The 17,003-nt window shown below is 47.9% G+C and carries 11 protein-coding genes and 1 tRNA gene; 8 read left to right on the top strand and 4 right to left on the bottom strand.

Annotation, left to right across the window (positions count from 1 at the left end; genetic code table 11):
* From L0U89_RS09015 to L0U89_RS09000, 4 genes are all read left to right on the top strand, one after another.
* Positions 1-1,071: an ABC transporter ATP-binding protein gene (locus L0U89_RS09015; RefSeq protein WP_234861245.1), complete on the top strand. Its 1,071-nt coding sequence runs from the start codon at positions 1-3 to the stop codon at positions 1,069-1,071.
* 123 nt (positions 1,072-1,194) lie between these two features.
* Positions 1,195-2,937, top strand: a complete 1,743-nt coding sequence (locus L0U89_RS09010; protein WP_234861244.1) for a GMC oxidoreductase — start codon at positions 1,195-1,197, stop codon at positions 2,935-2,937.
* Between the two features lie 11 nt (positions 2,938-2,948).
* Complete coding sequence (locus L0U89_RS09005; protein ID WP_234861243.1) at positions 2,949-3,656, top strand: gluconate 2-dehydrogenase subunit 3 family protein; 708 nt, start codon at positions 2,949-2,951, stop codon at positions 3,654-3,656.
* A gap of 318 nt (positions 3,657-3,974) precedes the next feature.
* The gene (locus L0U89_RS09000) at positions 3,975-4,832 is read left to right on the top strand and encodes a ThuA domain-containing protein (RefSeq protein WP_234861242.1); all 858 of its coding nucleotides are present in this window, start codon (positions 3,975-3,977) and stop codon (positions 4,830-4,832) included.
* Here the strand turns inward: L0U89_RS09000 and L0U89_RS08995 are convergent.
* The 3 genes from L0U89_RS08995 to L0U89_RS08985 form a co-directional block, all read right to left on the bottom strand.
* The gene (locus L0U89_RS08995) at positions 4,829-7,954 is read right to left on the bottom strand and encodes an AsmA family protein (protein WP_234861241.1); all 3,126 of its coding nucleotides are present in this window, start codon (positions 7,952-7,954) and stop codon (positions 4,829-4,831) included. The two genes, L0U89_RS09000 and L0U89_RS08995, sit on opposite strands and share 4 nt — an antisense overlap.
* A 126-nt stretch (positions 7,955-8,080) precedes the next feature.
* Positions 8,081-10,366: a xanthine dehydrogenase family protein molybdopterin-binding subunit gene (locus tag L0U89_RS08990; protein WP_234861240.1), complete on the bottom strand. Its 2,286-nt coding sequence runs from the start codon at positions 10,364-10,366 to the stop codon at positions 8,081-8,083.
* Positions 10,367-10,369: 3 nt separating this feature from the next.
* On the bottom strand, positions 10,370-10,828 hold the full coding sequence (locus tag L0U89_RS08985) for a (2Fe-2S)-binding protein (protein WP_234861239.1): 459 nt from the start codon (positions 10,826-10,828) through the stop codon (positions 10,370-10,372).
* 329 nt (positions 10,829-11,157) lie between these two features.
* On the opposite strand from L0U89_RS08985, the gene L0U89_RS08980 reads away from it, so the two are divergent.
* From L0U89_RS08980 to L0U89_RS08965, 4 genes are all read left to right on the top strand, one after another.
* Positions 11,158-11,231, top strand: a tRNA-Asn gene (locus tag L0U89_RS08980).
* A gap of 270 nt (positions 11,232-11,501) precedes the next feature.
* Positions 11,502-12,053: a hypothetical protein gene (locus L0U89_RS08975; protein WP_234861238.1), complete on the top strand. Its 552-nt coding sequence runs from the start codon at positions 11,502-11,504 to the stop codon at positions 12,051-12,053.
* A gap of 509 nt (positions 12,054-12,562) precedes the next feature.
* Positions 12,563-12,901: an avidin-fold protein gene (locus L0U89_RS08970; protein ID WP_234861237.1), complete on the top strand. Its 339-nt coding sequence runs from the start codon at positions 12,563-12,565 to the stop codon at positions 12,899-12,901.
* 203 nt (positions 12,902-13,104) lie between these two features.
* A complete protein-coding gene (locus tag L0U89_RS08965) occupies positions 13,105-14,244 on the top strand; it encodes an ATP-binding protein (RefSeq protein ID WP_234861236.1) in 1,140 nt (379 codons plus the stop codon).
* A gap of 151 nt (positions 14,245-14,395) precedes the next feature.
* Here the strand turns inward: L0U89_RS08965 and L0U89_RS08960 are convergent, their stop codons facing one another.
* The gene (locus L0U89_RS08960) at positions 14,396-16,822 is read right to left on the bottom strand and encodes a TonB-dependent receptor (RefSeq protein WP_234861235.1); all 2,427 of its coding nucleotides are present in this window, start codon (positions 16,820-16,822) and stop codon (positions 14,396-14,398) included.
* Positions 16,823-17,003: the final 181 nt, after the last annotated feature.

Below are 17,003 nucleotides of genomic sequence, written 5' to 3'. Positions count from 1 at the left end.
ATGGGGAGAGATTCGAGCGCTGAGGCATGGGAATTTGCCGTAATGAGTTACTTTAGGGCTGAGATGACGATTTTAAAAAGCAGCAATTTAAAAATAGGGTATGGATCCGGCTTGAATGCCAAGGCCGTTGCGGATGGCCTTAACTTCTCTCTCGAGAAAGGAAGCCTTACCTGTATTCTGGGTCCGAATGGAGTCGGGAAATCTACGCTGATCAAGACCATCATGGGCCAAATGCCCCCTTTGGATGGGGAGATTTTTTTGGATGAAAAGCCGCTCCAATCCTATTCCCAGCAGGATATCGCCAAGAAAATTGCCGTGGTCCTGACTGACAAAGTCCGGGGCGGCAACCTCAGTGTCTACCAGTTGGTCAGCTTGGGCAGGATTCCGCACACGGGTTGGCTGGGAAACCTGTCGCAAAGGGACCAAGAGGCTGTGGAAAAAGCCATTTCCGCAACCCAAATCAATTATATCAGGGCACTGCCCATCAGCGAAATCAGCGATGGGCAACTGCAAAAGGTGATGATCGCGCGTGCCTTGGCACAGGAGTCGGATGTGATCATTTTGGATGAACCCACCGCGCATTTGGATTTGGTCAACCGTATCGAGATCATGCAAATGCTTCGTGAACTGGCCCATCGGGAGCGTAAAGCCGTGTTGGTCGTGACCCACGACCTCGAAATCGCCATTCAGACTGCCGATATTTTTTGGCTCATGCAATTCGGCAGCCCGCTTGTCTCAGGCAGTCCCGAGGACATGATTTTGGACGGGCAAATCAACCTGCTCTTCCCAAACGAGCGGTTCCAATTTGATCGGAAACTCGGAAAAGTCGTAGCCCAGGAGCGGCAAAAATTGGCGGAAGTTTTCGCTCCGGCGGATTGGAAAATCTGGATCAAACTGGCTTGGAAAAAGCATTTGGCCACACTTGACATACCGGACGGCGAAATCCACGTCCAAACCAATCCCACCCGATTGACTTGGAAGGAAGAGACGCTTTCGGCGGAATTCGATTCTCTGTCTGGCTTGATTGGTTACCTGAAATCGACCTTTTCTACAGATAAACATTCACCTTGAACAAGGGTTTTGTAAAATAAACCGAGGCGCGCCGAAACTTCATAAAATTATGGATGCCGACGTTTGCACCGTTTTAAATTTTTTTATTTAACTTGTCAAACAAACATAAAAATTTTGTAAAACATGAGTTTTGAAATCAAATCGACCGCTGAGTCCTATGACGCGATTATCGTAGGCTCGGGCGCTGGTGGTGGGATGGCTGCCAAGATTCTTTCAGAGGCCGGATTGGCAGTGGCTGTCGTGGAAGCCGGTGGGGATTTTGATCCTGCCAAAGACGAATACCGTACCCAACTCAGGAATCCTTGGGAGTCACCGCGCCGGGGTGCCGGGACGCGGATCCGTCCATTCGGCGATTTTGATCAAGCGATTGGCGGCTGGGATATCGAGGGCGAGCCCTATACCCGTGGCGAAGGGACAAGCTTTGACTGGTTCCGTTCACGGATGCTGGGAGGACGCACCAACCACTGGGGCAGGATTTCCCTGCGATTTGGACCGAATGATTTCAAACGTGCGAGCATTGACGGTATGGGCGACGACTGGCCCATTGGATACGATGATGTGAAGCCTTATTATGATAAAGTTGATCGATTGATTGGCGTTTTTGGTACCAAGGAAGGCATCTACAACGAGCCTGATGGCTTTTTCCTACCCCCTCCAAAGCCACGCCTCCACGAGATGTACTATGCCAAAGGTGCCAAAAAGGCAAACGTGCCTGTGATTCCTTCGCGCCTCAGCATGCTTACACGCCCCATCAATTCGGAACGTGGAGTTTGCTTCTTTTGCAATCAGTGCAACAGGGCCTGTCAGGTCTACGCGGATTTTTCCTCGGGTACAGTCCTTGTCAAGCCAGCCATGGCCAAAGGCAAAGTCGATCTCTTCACCCATGCGATGGTGCGTGCAGTCACCTTGGATGATGCAGGCAACGCCACGGGCGTCTCCTATGTGAGCAAAACGGATATGAAGGAATACAAGCTCCGCGCCCGGGTAGTAGTCTTGGGTGCTTCGGCTTGCGAGTCCGCCCGTATCATGCTCAATTCCAAATCCAAAACCCATCCCAACGGCGTGGGCAATAGCAGCGGAATGGTTGGTAGATACCTCCACGATAGTACCGGTGCAGACAGGATGGGTATCATGCCCGAACTGATAGACCGGGAGCGCTACAACGAGGACGGTGTCGGCGGTATGCACGTCTATACCCCTTGGTGGCTGGACAACAAGAAGCTAGACTTTGCCCGGGGCTATCATATCGAGGTTTGGGGTGGCATGGGAATGCCCTCTTACGGCACTGGATTCTCGATGGACACGATGCGCAAATACATCAAGGACGAATTCGGCAACCCAAGTCCAAACGGCGGCTACGGGGAAGGCCTCAAAAAGGACATCCGCCGTCTTTACGGAAGTACCCTCGGCATGTCTGGACGGGGTGAAAGTATCCCGATGTACAGCAACTATTGCGAAATTGACAACAAGGTGGTCGACAAGTATGGAATTCCTGTACTCAAGTTCCACTACAAATGGACCGATCAGGAAATCAAGCAGGCCAAGCATATGCAGGATACTTTTGAGGAAATCCTTACCAATGCGGGTGCGGTCCTTCTGGGACAAAAACCCGGACCCGACACGATGTATGGATTGGCCGCTCCAGGCCGTATCATCCACGAAGTCGGCACGACCCGTATGGGCAACGATCCCAACAAATCCGTCCTCAACAGCAACTGCCAAGCGCATGACTGCAAAAACCTCTTCGTCGTGGATGCGGGACCTTTTGTCTCCCAAGCCGACAAGAATCCGACTTGGACGATTCTGGCACTTGCATGGAGGACTTCAGATTACATTGTTGCTGAATTGAAAAAGAAAAACATCTAATCGCCAAGACCATGAACAGAAGAGAAAACCTCAAACTCCTTTTCACCGGATCTTTGGCATCCGGATTTCTGCTGACGCACTGCACGCCTGAGCAAAAGCAGGCTGATATGAGCCCCCAAGTCCTCGGCGGTACGCCCGGCGGAAGGACCGAAGAAGAAAAAATCAGGGACCAAAAGCTCCTTGCAGATACATTTCTGACAGAGGCCGAGCGCAAAAAACTGGATGTGCTTACCGATATCATCATGCCTGCGAGTGAGGGCTTTGGATCGGCTACCGATGCCAAGGTGACCGACTTCCTCGAATTTATGATGAAAGATTATCCCGCCTACCAAACGCCCATGCGGGGTGGATTGATGTGGCTGGACCACTACAGCGATGAGAGCTATGGAAAGAAATTCCTCGAACTCGATGAGGCACAGCGCATGACCATCATCGACGAGATCGCATGGCCGGACAAGGCCAAACCTGAAATGGAAGGCGCCGTCCGGTTTTTCAACATGCTGCGCAACCTGACTGCAACGGGCTATTTTACTTCCGAGATCGGATTCAAGTACATGGACTACAAAGGCAACACGCCCAACGTATGGGATGGTGTGCCCGATGAAGTGATGAAGAAACATGGATTCGCTTACGAAGAAAAATACCTCTCACTCTACCTCAAGCCCGAGGACCGTGGCAAGGTCGCCGAGTGGGACGGAGAGGGGAATTTGGTTGGATAAGTATTGCATTACATAGATTGGGTTTTTCAGTCCCCAAAAGCCTTCCCCTTGGGAGGGCTTTTTTTTTCTCCCAGTTCAACGATGTTAATGATCCTCACTTTTCTTTCCATAGGCAAAAACAAAGCAGGTGACATTTCGGGCAATTCCATTTGTCAGAGAGTGTTTTCAAATCTCTGCGCTTTTTCAGTAATTAGTTACACCATGGAAAGCCGATATCGTTTAAAAACACACTTTCTTTCAAATGACCTGGTCAAGGTATTTTTGATCTTTTTTGGATGCCTTTTGTTTCAAAACGGCTTCTCACAAAACCTTCCCGAAGTGAAGCTCGATGAGGCATGGAAGGCAAAGATCCAAGGCTTGGCGCCGGAGAAGGCCAGTTTCCCTGTGTCCAAGCGGAAGAAAATCCTTGTTTTTTCGCTGCATACGGGCTTTGAGCATTGGGTGATCCCACATACCGAGGAAGTCGTCAAGATACTTGGAGCCAAGAGCGGTGCATTTGAAGTCAAAGCCAGCAAGGATATTCGGATGTTTGAAGCGGAAAATCTGACGAAGTTTGACGCAGTCGTACTCAACAACACCTGTTCCAAATCCGACCGGCGGAATTTGTTTTGGGACAAGTTATACATGGAGAATCCCGAGGCCGATACCGTCATGCTGATGCAGCATGCCGCCGATTTGGAAAAGAGTCTACTGGACTATGTGGAGAATGGCGGAGGCCTGCTTGTCCTGCATGGGGGCATCACGATGCAGAACAATTCCCGGGCATTCAGCAGGCTGGTGGGGGCGAGCTTTGATTATCACCCTGTGCAGCAGCTGATCGATGTCAAGCTGGCAGACCCCAGCCATCCATTGGTGCAGGCTTTTCCCAAGACGGGTTTCCGGCATGTGGACGAGCCGTATTTTTACAAAAATGCCTACGAGACGCTGGATTTCACTCCTTTGCTCTATTTTGAAAATGGGAAGGTTACGGAACAAAAGACTCCAAATACTGAAGGTATCACCTATGTCTCTTGGATACGGCCCCAGGGCAAAGGCAAGGTGATGTATTGTTCTCCCTCGCACAATGCGCAGAGTTTCGAAAATCCCGATTTGCTTCGCTTTTTGCTCAATGGCATGCAGTACGTGGCCGGTGATGTGGACTGCGACGAGATGCCGATTGGCAAATCCAGAAACTAGTTCCGATCTTTTCCCAAGCCGATTTTGTAATCGTCCGGGGTTCCGGTCATGTTGATATTGACGAACCGGACCCGTTTGTCGGTATCACGATAGACAATGGCATCTTCACGATCAGGATCGATTTCGTTTTTGTTTTTGCCACCGAAAAGCGACCTGAATCCCACCTGGGTAACCATACCAAGAGGAATACGCAGGAAATAGTCCATCTTCATATCCAGGCCCTGCGTACCGGAAAGCTCAATGAATCCCAAGCTGGAATTGATATTCATCCTGGGGATGTGCAATACTCCGCCCTTCAGGTCGAAGGTATTGGAGAGCGTGTCGAACCGGATGCGGTTAAGGTTTTTGTCGGAAAAATAGCCTGCCAGGGCCGACATCGGCCCGAAATTCACCAAGCTGCCTTGGTAAACCGTCAAGTCCATTTTTGCTTCTGATTTGTCCACGATGGGGGTAAGGTCTGGATACACGCGGAATTTGCTGTCAATGGTACCGGAGACCTTGCCGTGCAGGTTTTCATTGATCAGATAGTCCTGGCCAAAGTTTTCAAACTTGAAAAGGAGCTTGTCGATATCGAGCTTTTCTGCCTGCATCGTGCTCGAAAAGTAGAGTTCATCCGGGTTGCTCCCATTGAAATAGCCCTTTACTCCCAAATTTCCATCCGCCAATCTCAGTGCCAACGTATCGAGGTAGAGGTAATGGTCCTCTGTGGTCCGTGCACGGCCAAGCACATCCTCCAGCCAATAGGTGTGATAATTTAACTTTTTGATGTCAGCTTTGAATTCCATCTTGCGGAATGGGATCTTAAAAATGTTGAAGGCTTCTTGGTGGTTGGTATCCTCTTCGATGCTCTTGAATCCCATCAGTGCATCAAGGTCGAGGGCATTGGCTTTGAAATGGAAATAATCGGGTTTGGTCGCGTGGGCGGAATCCAATCCCAAGCCCATATGGATATTGAAATCTGACAGGCCCATTTTCCCGCCGAAGTTTTCGACCAAAAGATAGTCAGGCTCGTAGTGGATGCGCCCGCTGAAATTTTCCAGTTTCAATGGATGCAGGGTAGTTTTCCCTTCCAGTTGGGTGAGGTATAGATCTGCAGACTGCAGGTCCCCCTCGTAAAGGAGATCGACCTTGCCATGAATATGCAAATTGCTGAGTACTTCGTCCCGCCAAGACTGTGGGAGATAATTTACACCGTTGTAGGTGAGGAGATCATTTATTCTCAATTGTTTGGAGCGAAAGTCCCATTCAAATGTAGATTTTCCTTCGATTCTATCCTGAAACCATTTTTCGAAATTTTCCACCCTGCCATTCAAAAAGAAATCTGATTGGTCGATTTCACCCTTGAACCCCTTCACCTCCAGTTCGTTGTCTCCGATCAGTATATCGGCCTCGAAATCATGAAGCGTATGTGGGTACTTGCCAAGCTTGGCGTAGAGGTCGTCGATGAAAAACTCACCCTTTGGCAAATGGTCAAAATGCATCAAATCCTGCGCGATTGCCGCAAAGCTCAACTTGAGCGACAGGTCCTCTACCGTTTCCCCGTCAGGCGTGTTGGTCAGCTTACCAAAATCCAGTTTTTCCGCACTTGCCTGCAATTTGACGTCCACGGGCTTTTGGAGTCCATGGATAATCGCCGGAAAGTCGCTGATTGTGCCTGCCAGGCGAAAATCCGAATCCTCGATTTTGAGGCGAAGGGAATCGAGTGTGATTTTTCCTGCCTCCATCACCATATGGGCGTTGACGTCTTTGATTGGATAGGGATAGTCAGCTAAGCGGAAGTGGAGATTTCTCAGGGTCAATTCTGATTGGACACTTTCTTTGATTTTAGTGAGGCTGGCTTGGGAGGCATCCAGGTCCACCAGTTCGTCGAAATCCATGCTGAGAATAACCTGTCCTTCTATGCCGTCAATTCCATCCAAATTAAAGAACTCCCCGACGAAACCTAGATCGAAGTCGGCATTAAGTTTGATTTTGACATAGGGATCTTCGAAATTCCTTACGGTCAGGCTACCTTCAAAAATACCCTTGTCCGGTTTTGCAAATACATTTTGTAACACCAATTCCGAGGTCTTCAGATTCCGCTCCGCACCATTGGTGTAGAATCCCGTAAACCTGACCTTTTCAACTTTTTTGTTGATCTCAGGATTGAGGAAATAGGCATCCTCACAGCCAAACTCAAGCGAGATTGCAGGAAACTGCTCACCTCCGAGTGGACCGTTGACGGATCCGTGGAAAAACACCTCGCCTTGGTTTTGGTATTCGTTGAGTGCCGCGGCAAGATCCGCGGGGAGAAATGCCGCGACCATCTTGAAATCGGGTTTTTGACCCTCGAGCTTCAGGTCGAAATCGGTCAGTTCATTGCTGAGATCTACGGTTCCTGAAACGGCGAAAAATGCCTCTTCCAACTGGATTTGGGAGGGATTCAGGGTAAGTTTTGGCTTTTCCAGATCATATTGAAGATCAAGGTCCAATTGTACATGTTTGTTCGAAAAAAAAGTGTGGGTTCCCTGATAATCCAGATCAAAAATAAGGTTGCCGATCGTCTCCAATTCTAGTTGGTTTTCCTGTATCGACACGCTACTCTTTAGGTTGCCAATGTGCATGACATAGTCGGTCTCCATCCCGAGGTCCCGGTAGGAAACATCGATTTTTTCTATTTCAATGGACGCAAGGTCAAGATCCAAGTCGGAGTCTTCCGTGGTTTTTTCCTCCTTCATGCCCTTGGCCAAAAGAATATTGATATCCCCATTTGGATACTTGACCACGTCCAAATGTCCTTGTTTTACTTTTATTTTTTTGATCGTATAGTTGGTGCTCAGCAGGTCAAGGACATTGAAGCCCAGATAGATATCCTCAAACCGGTACAATGGCTTCGAATTTTGTGCTTTGGAATCGTAAAACGCTACGCCTTTCAGATCAATCGAGAGATAGGGGAAATTTTCAAAAAAGGCGAGCCCCGTTCGCTCGAGGGTGAGTTCACCGACAAACTCCCGATTGAGGGAGTCGATCACCTTTTGGGTAAGTTCTTGTTGGTGTCTTTGCAGGATCGCGAAGGAGATGCCCAAAATCAAGGTAGGCACCACAAAAAATACAGTGAAAATAATTAAAAGCTTGCGTTTCATGGATTTGGGTGATATGCACTAAAACGCCCAAATCTACTAAAATATGTATATGTTGCGTTTCAAAAAAGTGAAAAACCCCTTCGGATTGACTGATTTGCACAGTTTTTCCGAAGGGGTTTAACAAACTCAGGCTCCAAATGGAAGCTTGTAAATCCTTTCTCCCGTGAGTTTGTACATCGCGTTGCACAAAGCAGGAATGTAGGGCGGAACGGGAGGTTCTCCCACGCCGGTTGGCTTTTCCTGACTTTCCACGATATGCACGTGAATTTTTTTCGGGGATTGCGGCATTCGGATGATCTGATAGGTGTCAAAGTTGTTTTGCTTGACCTTGCCATTTTCAAATGTGATCGCAGATGTCATCGCCAAACTCGTCGCGAATTGTGCACCCCCTTCAAACTGAGACCGGATTCTGTCCGTGTTCACCGCCACGCCACAGTCGACGGCGTAGTGGACTTCGGGAATGCTGATTTTTCCACTGGCATCTTTTTGTACCTTGACGATACAGGCAACATAGGTCAGGAAGCTTTTTTGCGAAGCAAAACCCATGGATTGGCCCTCTGGAAGCGCATTTCCCCAACCCGCTTCCTTGGCGACCCGCTCAATGACGCGCTTCATCCTGCCTGTGTTCCAAGGGAAAGCATCTATGGGTTCACCGTAGTTTTCATATTTCCCCCCGGGCATTTCTTCCGTAAATGTGATATTCCGATCCTCTCCGAGATATTCCAAAGCTTGCTGCACAGGATCTACGCCCCGCGCCTCCGCCAACTCGTCCATCATGCAATTGATGGCGAAGGAATGGTGGATATTGCTCACCGAACGCAGCCAGCCGATACGGGTATGGGCCTTGGACTCGTGGGTTTCGATTTGGATATGGGGGACGTTGTACGGGAAGTCCGTGCAGCCAAGGCCCAGTTCGCCATCAGAAGGATGGACCTCGTCGGCATTTCCGGTGGCACCAATGGCCGGGAAGACCGTGTGGTGGTTCCAGCCTGAAATTTTGCCGTCTTTATCGATTGTGGCCTTTATTCGCTGCGCACTCAGGGAATGGTAGAAATCATGGTTCAAATCACATTGCCGGGTCCATTGGACCCTGACAGGTGATTTGGCGGCTTTGGAGAGCAAGGCCGCTTCGACCACAAAATCGGGCTTCGATTTTCTTCCAAATCCACCACCGAGGAGCGTCACGTTCATTTTGACCTGCTGGTAATCGATGTCCAAGGCAGCGGCCACGGCTTGCCGGGCCCATTGGGGATGCTGCGTAGGCGCCCAGATTTCGACTGTGCCGTCGCCTTTGTAATCAGCGATTGCTGCCGGCGGCTCGATCGTCGAGTGGGCGTAGAATGGAGCTGCATAGGTACGCTCGATGACCTTTGCTGCGCCTTGACGTGCAGTTTTGAAATTGCCGCGCGTTCGTCGGATTTTGCCGTCCTTGGCGGTACTGGCAAGCATTTCCTCGAGCTGGATTTCGGAATTATACGTTTGGTTTGGCCCCAGGTCCCACTCAATTTCCAATGCATCAGCGCCTTTGATAGCCGCCCAGGTATTGTCTGCGATGACCGCCAAGCCTTCCAAAGGTTTGTCCAGGCCAGGAGGAATGCCCGCCCCGTCGATTTTCACGACTTGGCTGACACCGGAGATGGCAAGCGTTTTTTCATCCTTGTAGGAAATGACTTTTGCGCCAACCACCGGGCTGCGGCGGACGACGGCGATCTTCATGTTTGGAAGATCCACGTCCGCACCAAAGACAGCTTTGCCAGTGGCGATCGCCTTGTTATCATAGATGGCGACATCCTTGCCAATCAGCGTAAAAGTGGAAGGGTCCTTCAATGTCACGGATTCCGGTGCCGGGATGGGTGCATCCTTGACCTTTTCGATCAAGTCCCCAAAATCGATTTTCTTGTTGCTCCCCGCATGGATAACTTGACCGTTTTCAGTGGTGCATTCGGATGCCGGGACGCCCCATTTTTCGGCTGCGGCGGCGATCAGCATATGCTTCGCCGTAGCGCCTGCCTTTCGCATGGGCTCATAAAACATCCGGACGGAAAATGAGCCGTCCGTATTTTGGTTGCCGTACTTTTCCTCGTCTCCCTCGGCCTGTACGATCTTCACCTTGTTCCAGTCAGCACCCAATTCATCCGCGACAATTTGGGGCAAGGAGGTGCGGATACCGGTGCCCATTTCTGAGCGATGGGCAATGATCGTAACGAGATTGTCCGAGTCGATGCTGAGGTACACATTGGGTGCAAAAGTCAGCAATTCACCCTTCGGCCCGCTGCATTGGAAATTGACGCCCAATAGAAAGCCGCCGGTGGCCAATGAACCGAGTTTGAGAAAATCACGCCTGGAGGGAATGAACACCTCACTTTTGTTTTGTGGTTCTCTTGTTTTGAACACAGGGATAAAACTTTTCATGGCTTAGCTATTTTGGGAAGCGGTAAGGATGGCATCTTTGATTCGGGTATAGGTGCCGCAACGGCAGAGGTTACCGGCCATGGCCGCCTCGATGTCCGATTCGGATGGCTTAGGATTCGAGATCAATAGTGCTGCCGCATTCATGATTTGACCCGATTGGCAATAGCCGCATTGAGGCACGATATGCTCTACCCATGCTTTCTGCAGTGGGTGATCGCCGTCTTCGGAAAGTCCCTCTATGGTGGTGATTTTCTGGTCTCCTACTTGGGAGATTGGGTAGCTGCAAGACCTTACCGCCTCATTGTTGACCAAAACCGTGCAGGCGCCGCAGAGTGCTTGGCCGCAACCGAACTTTGTGCCTTTCATGGAAAGGAGGTCGCGAATAACCCACAGCAATGGCATATCCGGGTCAGCTGTGACCTCTTGTTTTTTCCCGTTGACTGTAATCTGAAATGTTTCCATATATTGATTGACAGGGTAAATACAATGGAATTTATGGAATCTAGCGCAGGTTTGGTAGTCCTCAGGGGGAAATTTTCCAAACAGAAAGAGAATTATCTTTTGTTGAGCCTGTTCGGCCTTGTAGGGCACAAAAAATAAGTACCTGATTATGAATGAAAATAGATGGAAGCTAAGGGGTATGGAATTTTTTTAAGATCGAGGTTTGGAAAAAAACGGTAGTGCTATTACTTTTGCAACACTTTAACCGAAAGCGGTTAGATCAAACTCCTCCTTAGCTCATCCCGATAGCTATCGGGAGGTTATAGCACAAATAGGAAAAATATTTAAATTCCTCCTTAGCTCAGTTGGTTAGAGCACATGACTGTTAATCATGGGGTCCTTGGTTCAAGCCCAAGAGGGGGAGCGAAAAGCGGTCATATGGCCGCTTTTTTGTTTTTATAGCATTTTGAAGGGGTGCTTCGTTTGCTCATTGGTGTAATCCCGAATCTGCGGGATTAGTCATGGGGTCCTTGTCCGCGATGGCTATCGGGACAAGCCCAAGAGGGGGATTACATAAATTGGGTTAAACTTGTATCATTCAAGTCTGATTTTCGTTTTTTGGACAGAAGTATAACGATTTGCTAACTTGAAGTTGAGTGATGAAGAATCTTCTTGACTTTATGGAATTTTAGGAATGGGAATGAATATGCCTGCAAAAAAATTGAAGCCTTTTGCTAAAGTTGAATCTCTCATCATCGATTATAATGGTAGTCAGGTCAAGGCAAAAAAACTAACTGTCCATTCTGAGATTCCCATCGGGATTGATACTGCTTGGAACAATTTAAAAACCCCCGCTTTGTTAAAGTTTGTTGCAAAAGGAATGATAAAATTCAGATCCGTGAGTGAACCTTTTCCAAAACAATGGGAACTTGGAAAAACTTATGGTGTGAAAATGAGGGTTTTTGGTTTTATACCTTTTGGAGGGATTCATTACTTATTTATAGAGAAAATTGATGATCCTAATTTCAAAATATCCACCAAGGAATGGGATAAAGGTGCAAAAGTATGGAATCACGATGTGATGATGAAAGACTTGGGTAATGGCAGCATCTACTATGAAGATGCCATCACCATTTATGGTGGAATGATAACTGGATTCATTACTTCCTTCGCCAAGAAATTTTATGAGCACAGGCAGAAACGATGGCAGATTGTTGCAGAAAAAAATCTTAGGTTCGGAGAATAATTCGTGAATGCTTCTTTTTGCAATTCTAAAGGAAGTTTGAACCTTTAACTCCCTTATCGTTACATACTCAACCGGTGCATCTTAGCTTCATCTACCACCAATGAGGAGAATGGGGACCTTGTACAAAAGCGGAGCGTTCTCAGTATAAATGGCTTTATTTCCAAGATTGGGTTGGGTTCTGAGTCCCGAGTCTGCGGGATTAGTCATGGGGTCCTTGTCCGCGATGGTTATCGGGACAAGCCCAAGAGGGGGAGCAGAAGCCTTGCAGAAATGCAGGGCTTTTTCTTTTTATATTATTTTGTTTCCAAGATTGGGTTGTGAGTCCCGGACCTTCGGGATTAATTTTGGAGTCCTTGTACGCAATATTCATGTGATTTAAAAAAAGCCCCAAGTTCAAGGGTGGAGGTTGGGCAAAAGTCAGCTTCGTTTGCTTCGTCGCCGACTACATTGTATACTTTGTGAATTTTTCGAGAGGCTGTCTTAAATTTAGAATTCTAAGCAAGCCTTTCATGCCCACCTACCACAACAAAACCTTCAAACCGGTGCAAAACACGGAGAATGGTGAAACCTCCTCCGAGACACGCTTCCAATACCAGCAATTGGGAAATATCCTCAGTGCGGCTTACCAAGGAGGAAAAATCATCCAAGGACACCTGCTGGGCTTAGTGGATGAAAATGGCTGTATCGATATGGTGTACCACCAAATCAATGATAGGGGCGAAATCATGACGGGCAAGTGCCATTCCATCCCCGAAATCCTTCCCAATGGCAAAATTCGGCTGCATGAAAAATGGGCCTGGACTTCTGGAGAAATGTCGGAAGGATATTCCGTGGTGGAGGAGGTGTAGGGATTGAATCCTTTCCGCGAGTATTTTGAGTTGTTTATTCCGATATGATCCATGAAGCTCGGGAATGGCGATTGGTCAATCCCGGTTGCCTCCGGAGTTCTTCATTTGTTTTCCAAGATTTTTGTGAATATGGTTTAAAAATATCATGATAATTGTAAGTATTACTTACAAATATCATGATATTTGTAAGTAGAATTTGAGCTATGTTTGCAAGAAAGCAAGTTTTGGAGGGTTCTGGAAATGAGAGCTTATTCCTTTGGGGCGCACGTCAGACAGGGAAAAGTACCTTGTTGAAGAGTCTTTTTCCTAATGCGTTATGGTTCGATTTATTATTGTCTGACACTTTTTTGAGGTATCAATCCGAACCACAGCAGTTTCGACAGGCTGTATTGGCGAGTGGCAATACTGTTCCAGTCGTTGTTGATGAAATACAGAAAATTCCAGCTTTGTTGGATGAAATCCACTGGCTGATCGTAAACCATTCTGTGAGGTTTATCCTCAGCGGCTCAAGCCCTAGAAAGATCATTCGAGCCGGAAACAATCTGTTTGGAGGGAGGGCGCTTAGGTATGAACTGTATCCGCTCATTCACGCTGAAATCCCCGATTTTGAATTGTTGAGGGCCTTAAACAACGGGCTGTTGCCGCGCCACTATTTGTCGGAAAACCCCAAAAAATTGATTGAAGCGTACATTGGGAATTACCTAAAGGATGAAATTTTGGCTGAAGTGAAGATTCGGAATATAAATGCCTTTACGCAGTTTCTCGAAGCTGCTGCTTTCTCCAACGGCGAGATCGTCAACTACTCCAATATTGCTACCGAATGTGGTGTTAGCCATAATACTGTTAAAGAGTATTTCCAGATCTTGGAACACACTTTATTGGGCCGTTTTTTACCTTCATTTCAAAAAAAGCCCAAGCGCAGGGTAATTTTGGCTCCAAAGTTTTACTACTTTGATTTGGGCATCGTCAACAAGCTTCTGAAACGGGGTAGAATAGAGGCTAAAAGTGAGTCTTTTGGACATGCTTTTGAGCATTTTATTTACCAAGAGTTACATGCACACAGTAAGTATTCCGAAAAGGACTATATGATTTCTTATTGGCGTACTACTTCTCAGTTCGAGGTTGATTTTATACTCGGCGACCATGAGGTGGCAATCGAAGTGAAAGGGACGGACAATGTACAGCCGAGGCATTTGAAAGGGTTAAAGAGCTTTTCAGAGGAATATTCCGTAAAAAAGCTGATCGTAGTAAGTGACGATCCATTGGAAAGGAAAGCTGGGAACATTTCTATCGTTCCTTGGAAAATATTCTTGGAGCGGCTTTGGCAGGGAGAGATTATTTGAAAAAAAGCTTACTCGTCCACATTCTGGTTCTTGGATATTGCTCATCCAAATTCTGTGCGTATCCGAGTCGGCCTTCAAAACTTTCACCAAGCACCAAAAAACAAAGCCGCACGGAAATCCCGCGCGGCTTTGCTTTTTGAAAAGCTATTTGTCAGAATCTCAAGCCAAATGTGGTATAGAAAGTGCGCCCGTCGGCTGGCATCAGGCCCGGTCCGGGATAGCCACCTGCCCTGCGCGTAAAATAGCGTTCGTCGGTCAAGTTATTGATACCGGCTTTGAGGCTATATCGCTTTTTGAAGGTATAGCTGGCGGATAAATCTTGGACCTTATAGGCAGGGATAAGACCGGTCGTTGCTGCCGCATTGGGCGTCACCGTGTTGGAGGCATCCGCAAACGTCTCACCAATGTCACTCAGTTGCCAGGTCATAGAGAAGGTTCTGAATCTATAGGTCGCACCGTAGCGGTTGATTTTTCTTGGTGCATTTTCGACTTGGTTGCCTTTCAGGTTGCTTTCGACCAATTGTCCATTTACCAAGCTTGTGGTCAGGAAATCCTGGTAAGTGGCATCCACAAAGGCAAGTGAAGCAAAGAAATGGAGGAAACCATACCGTGATGTCTTGAAAATGGCCGTCACAGGATCAAACTCAAGGTAGCCTTCAAAGCCCTTACTTACGGATTCACCCAAGTTGGTTCGGAACTGATAGCTTTGTCCGGCCTGGTCGAGTTGGGTGATGGTGCCGATACGGTTGGCATAGTTCAGGTGGAAGTAGCTGACATCAAAGTTGAAAACCGTCCCGATATTGCCGCGGTATCCGAAGTCAAAGTTGTAACCCCGTGCATCCTGCAAATTGGGGTCGATCACGTCTGTAGTGGCGGGCGGAGTCAGGTCTGAAATCAACACCGGCCTGTATGCTTGGGAAAGATTCGAGTACAGTTCCGTTGTCGGAGTGATGTGGTATTCTGCCCCTAGTCCGCCAATGACAAATGACCTGGTTCTCGTTACCGGTTCCATGAAAATCGGGACTCCATTGCTCACCGAAAACTGCCCTTTGTTTTCTGACTGGATTTGCTCCAGTCTGAGGCCTGCAGTCAGGAGGAATTTTTCCGAAAACCGGAATATGTTCTCGGCAAATGCAGCCAAGTTGGTGTTTCGGAAATCCAGATCCCTAGGGTAGGATGCTCCCGGAATCAATTCAAAATTCATATCCGTGCCATTGTCTCCAACTCCGGATTGCATCCGATCTATTTTGCCATTGAAATACCTCAAACCTGTCGCAAGCGTATTCTTGAATCCAAAAAGGGAATGCTCGGTCGTCATGCGGAGTTCAGAACCATAGGTAGTGTAAAAATCCCTGTCCACCTGACGGTTGCCAAAGTCATCCTCGATGTTGATTGCCTTCATGAAACCGACGCTGTTGCGCTCAGCAATCGTCGCAAAAACCTTCCAATCCAGCTTGGTGGAGGGGGAGACGATATATTGGGCGGAAAATGAAGGTACAAACCATGGCGTGCTGAACCAGTTACGGCTGCGTGTACTTTGGCGAGAGTCTTCATTGAATTGCGCATCGGTCAATCCGCCTGGCTGTTGGCTTTCCGTGGTCATATAAGTCGCTTCAAAGCCAAGTCTGAGTCTGTTGCTGGCTGCATAACTGACTTCCAAATGGGCATGGTCGGTGTTGAAATAGCCATTTTCCCTCCATCCCTGGCCGATTCTTTTTTGGTAATAAGCTGTATAGCTCCATTTGCCTTCGGTCCCGCCGATATAGTTGAAGGTGCTGAAAAGCCCGTTGTTGCCGAATGTATTGAGTGTCTCGGCCGTGAAGCGGGTAGACTGGTCGGGCTTTCTCAAAACAAAATTGAGAAGGCCTCCGAACTGTGGTCCAAATTGGAGTGAAGAAGCGCCTCGTATCACCTCGATTTTTTCCACAACTTCCATCGGCGGAGTGAAATAAGCCTCCGGATAGCCCATCGGGTCGGGCGTAATGTCATAGCCGTTCATGCGCACGTTGAATTCCCAGGATCGGTTGGGGCTAAGTCCCCTTGATGCCACGCCCAATTGGATTCCCGAACCGTCATTTTCCCAGATCGATATCCCTGGTGTACGGCCAAAGATCTGCCGGCTGTTGTTCATCGCAAGATTCGCGTCCAAGTCCCTCACACGGATGACTTCATTTTTCTTTCCGGCATTGATGCGAAAATCCTCGACTTCCGGGAGTTTTTCCTGGCCCAAAATCCCCCGGCTGCTCAACAGTTCAAATGAATCGATCCAAATTGGTTCTTCCGAAAGAACAATTTCAAGCTCTGTGGTTTGTCCCGGAACCAGCACGACTTCCTTAGAACCATCCTCATAGCCCAGATTCATCACCTTGACCGTGTAGGTCCCACTGGGGATGTTGTTCATTACAAAATTCCCATCCGTATTGCTCTGGACTCCCCTGACGGTGCCTACCAGTTGGATCGAAGCATAGGGCAGCGGGTTGTTGTTTTTGTCGGAGATTTTTCCCTTTAGAGCACTTTCCTGTGCCATTCCTATCAGGGGAACTAGGGATAACAGGAGGAATAAGTATATCGCTTTCATCTTGTTTATTTAGACTGAGTTAAAATAGTGATGCAAACATACCGCTTAGAATGATTCTAAACAATCACTATTTTTAAAAAATCTAAATAAACTTACCCCAAAAAGTAGATTTCAAAAATCATATGACAACGGTCATGAAATCACCCTGTTTTTCAGAGTTCGAAAAGTATTTTTTATGAAA

This window comes from Mariniradius sediminis (genome assembly GCF_021491425.1).
Taxonomy (GTDB): Bacteria; Bacteroidota; Bacteroidia; order Cytophagales; family Cyclobacteriaceae; genus Mariniradius; species Mariniradius saccharolyticus.
The sequence above is the reverse complement of the archived record's forward strand: the minus strand, read 5'-3'. Positions and strand labels throughout refer to the sequence as shown.

Coding starts and splice junctions, on each gene's coding strand:
- L0U89_RS09015 (WP_234861245.1), top strand. CDS start 1: ATGGGGAGAGATTCGAGCGCTGAGGCATGGGAATTTGCCGTAATGAGT.
- L0U89_RS09010 (WP_234861244.1), top strand. CDS start 1,195: ATGAGTTTTGAAATCAAATCGACCGCTGAGTCCTATGACGCGATTATC.
- L0U89_RS09005 (WP_234861243.1), top strand. CDS start 2,949: ATGAACAGAAGAGAAAACCTCAAACTCCTTTTCACCGGATCTTTGGCA.
- L0U89_RS08995 (WP_234861241.1), bottom strand. CDS start 7,954: ATGAAACGCAAGCTTTTAATTATTTTCACTGTATTTTTTGTGGTGCCT.
- L0U89_RS08990 (WP_234861240.1), bottom strand. CDS start 10,366: ATGAAAAGTTTTATCCCTGTGTTCAAAACAAGAGAACCACAAAACAAA.
- L0U89_RS08985 (WP_234861239.1), bottom strand. CDS start 10,828: ATGGAAACATTTCAGATTACAGTCAACGGGAAAAAACAAGAGGTCACA.
- L0U89_RS08975 (WP_234861238.1), top strand. CDS start 11,502: ATGGGAATGAATATGCCTGCAAAAAAATTGAAGCCTTTTGCTAAAGTT.
- L0U89_RS08970 (WP_234861237.1), top strand. CDS start 12,563: ATGCCCACCTACCACAACAAAACCTTCAAACCGGTGCAAAACACGGAG.
- L0U89_RS08965 (WP_234861236.1), top strand. CDS start 13,105: ATGTTTGCAAGAAAGCAAGTTTTGGAGGGTTCTGGAAATGAGAGCTTA.
- L0U89_RS08960 (WP_234861235.1), bottom strand. CDS start 16,822: ATGAAAGCGATATACTTATTCCTCCTGTTATCCCTAGTTCCCCTGATA.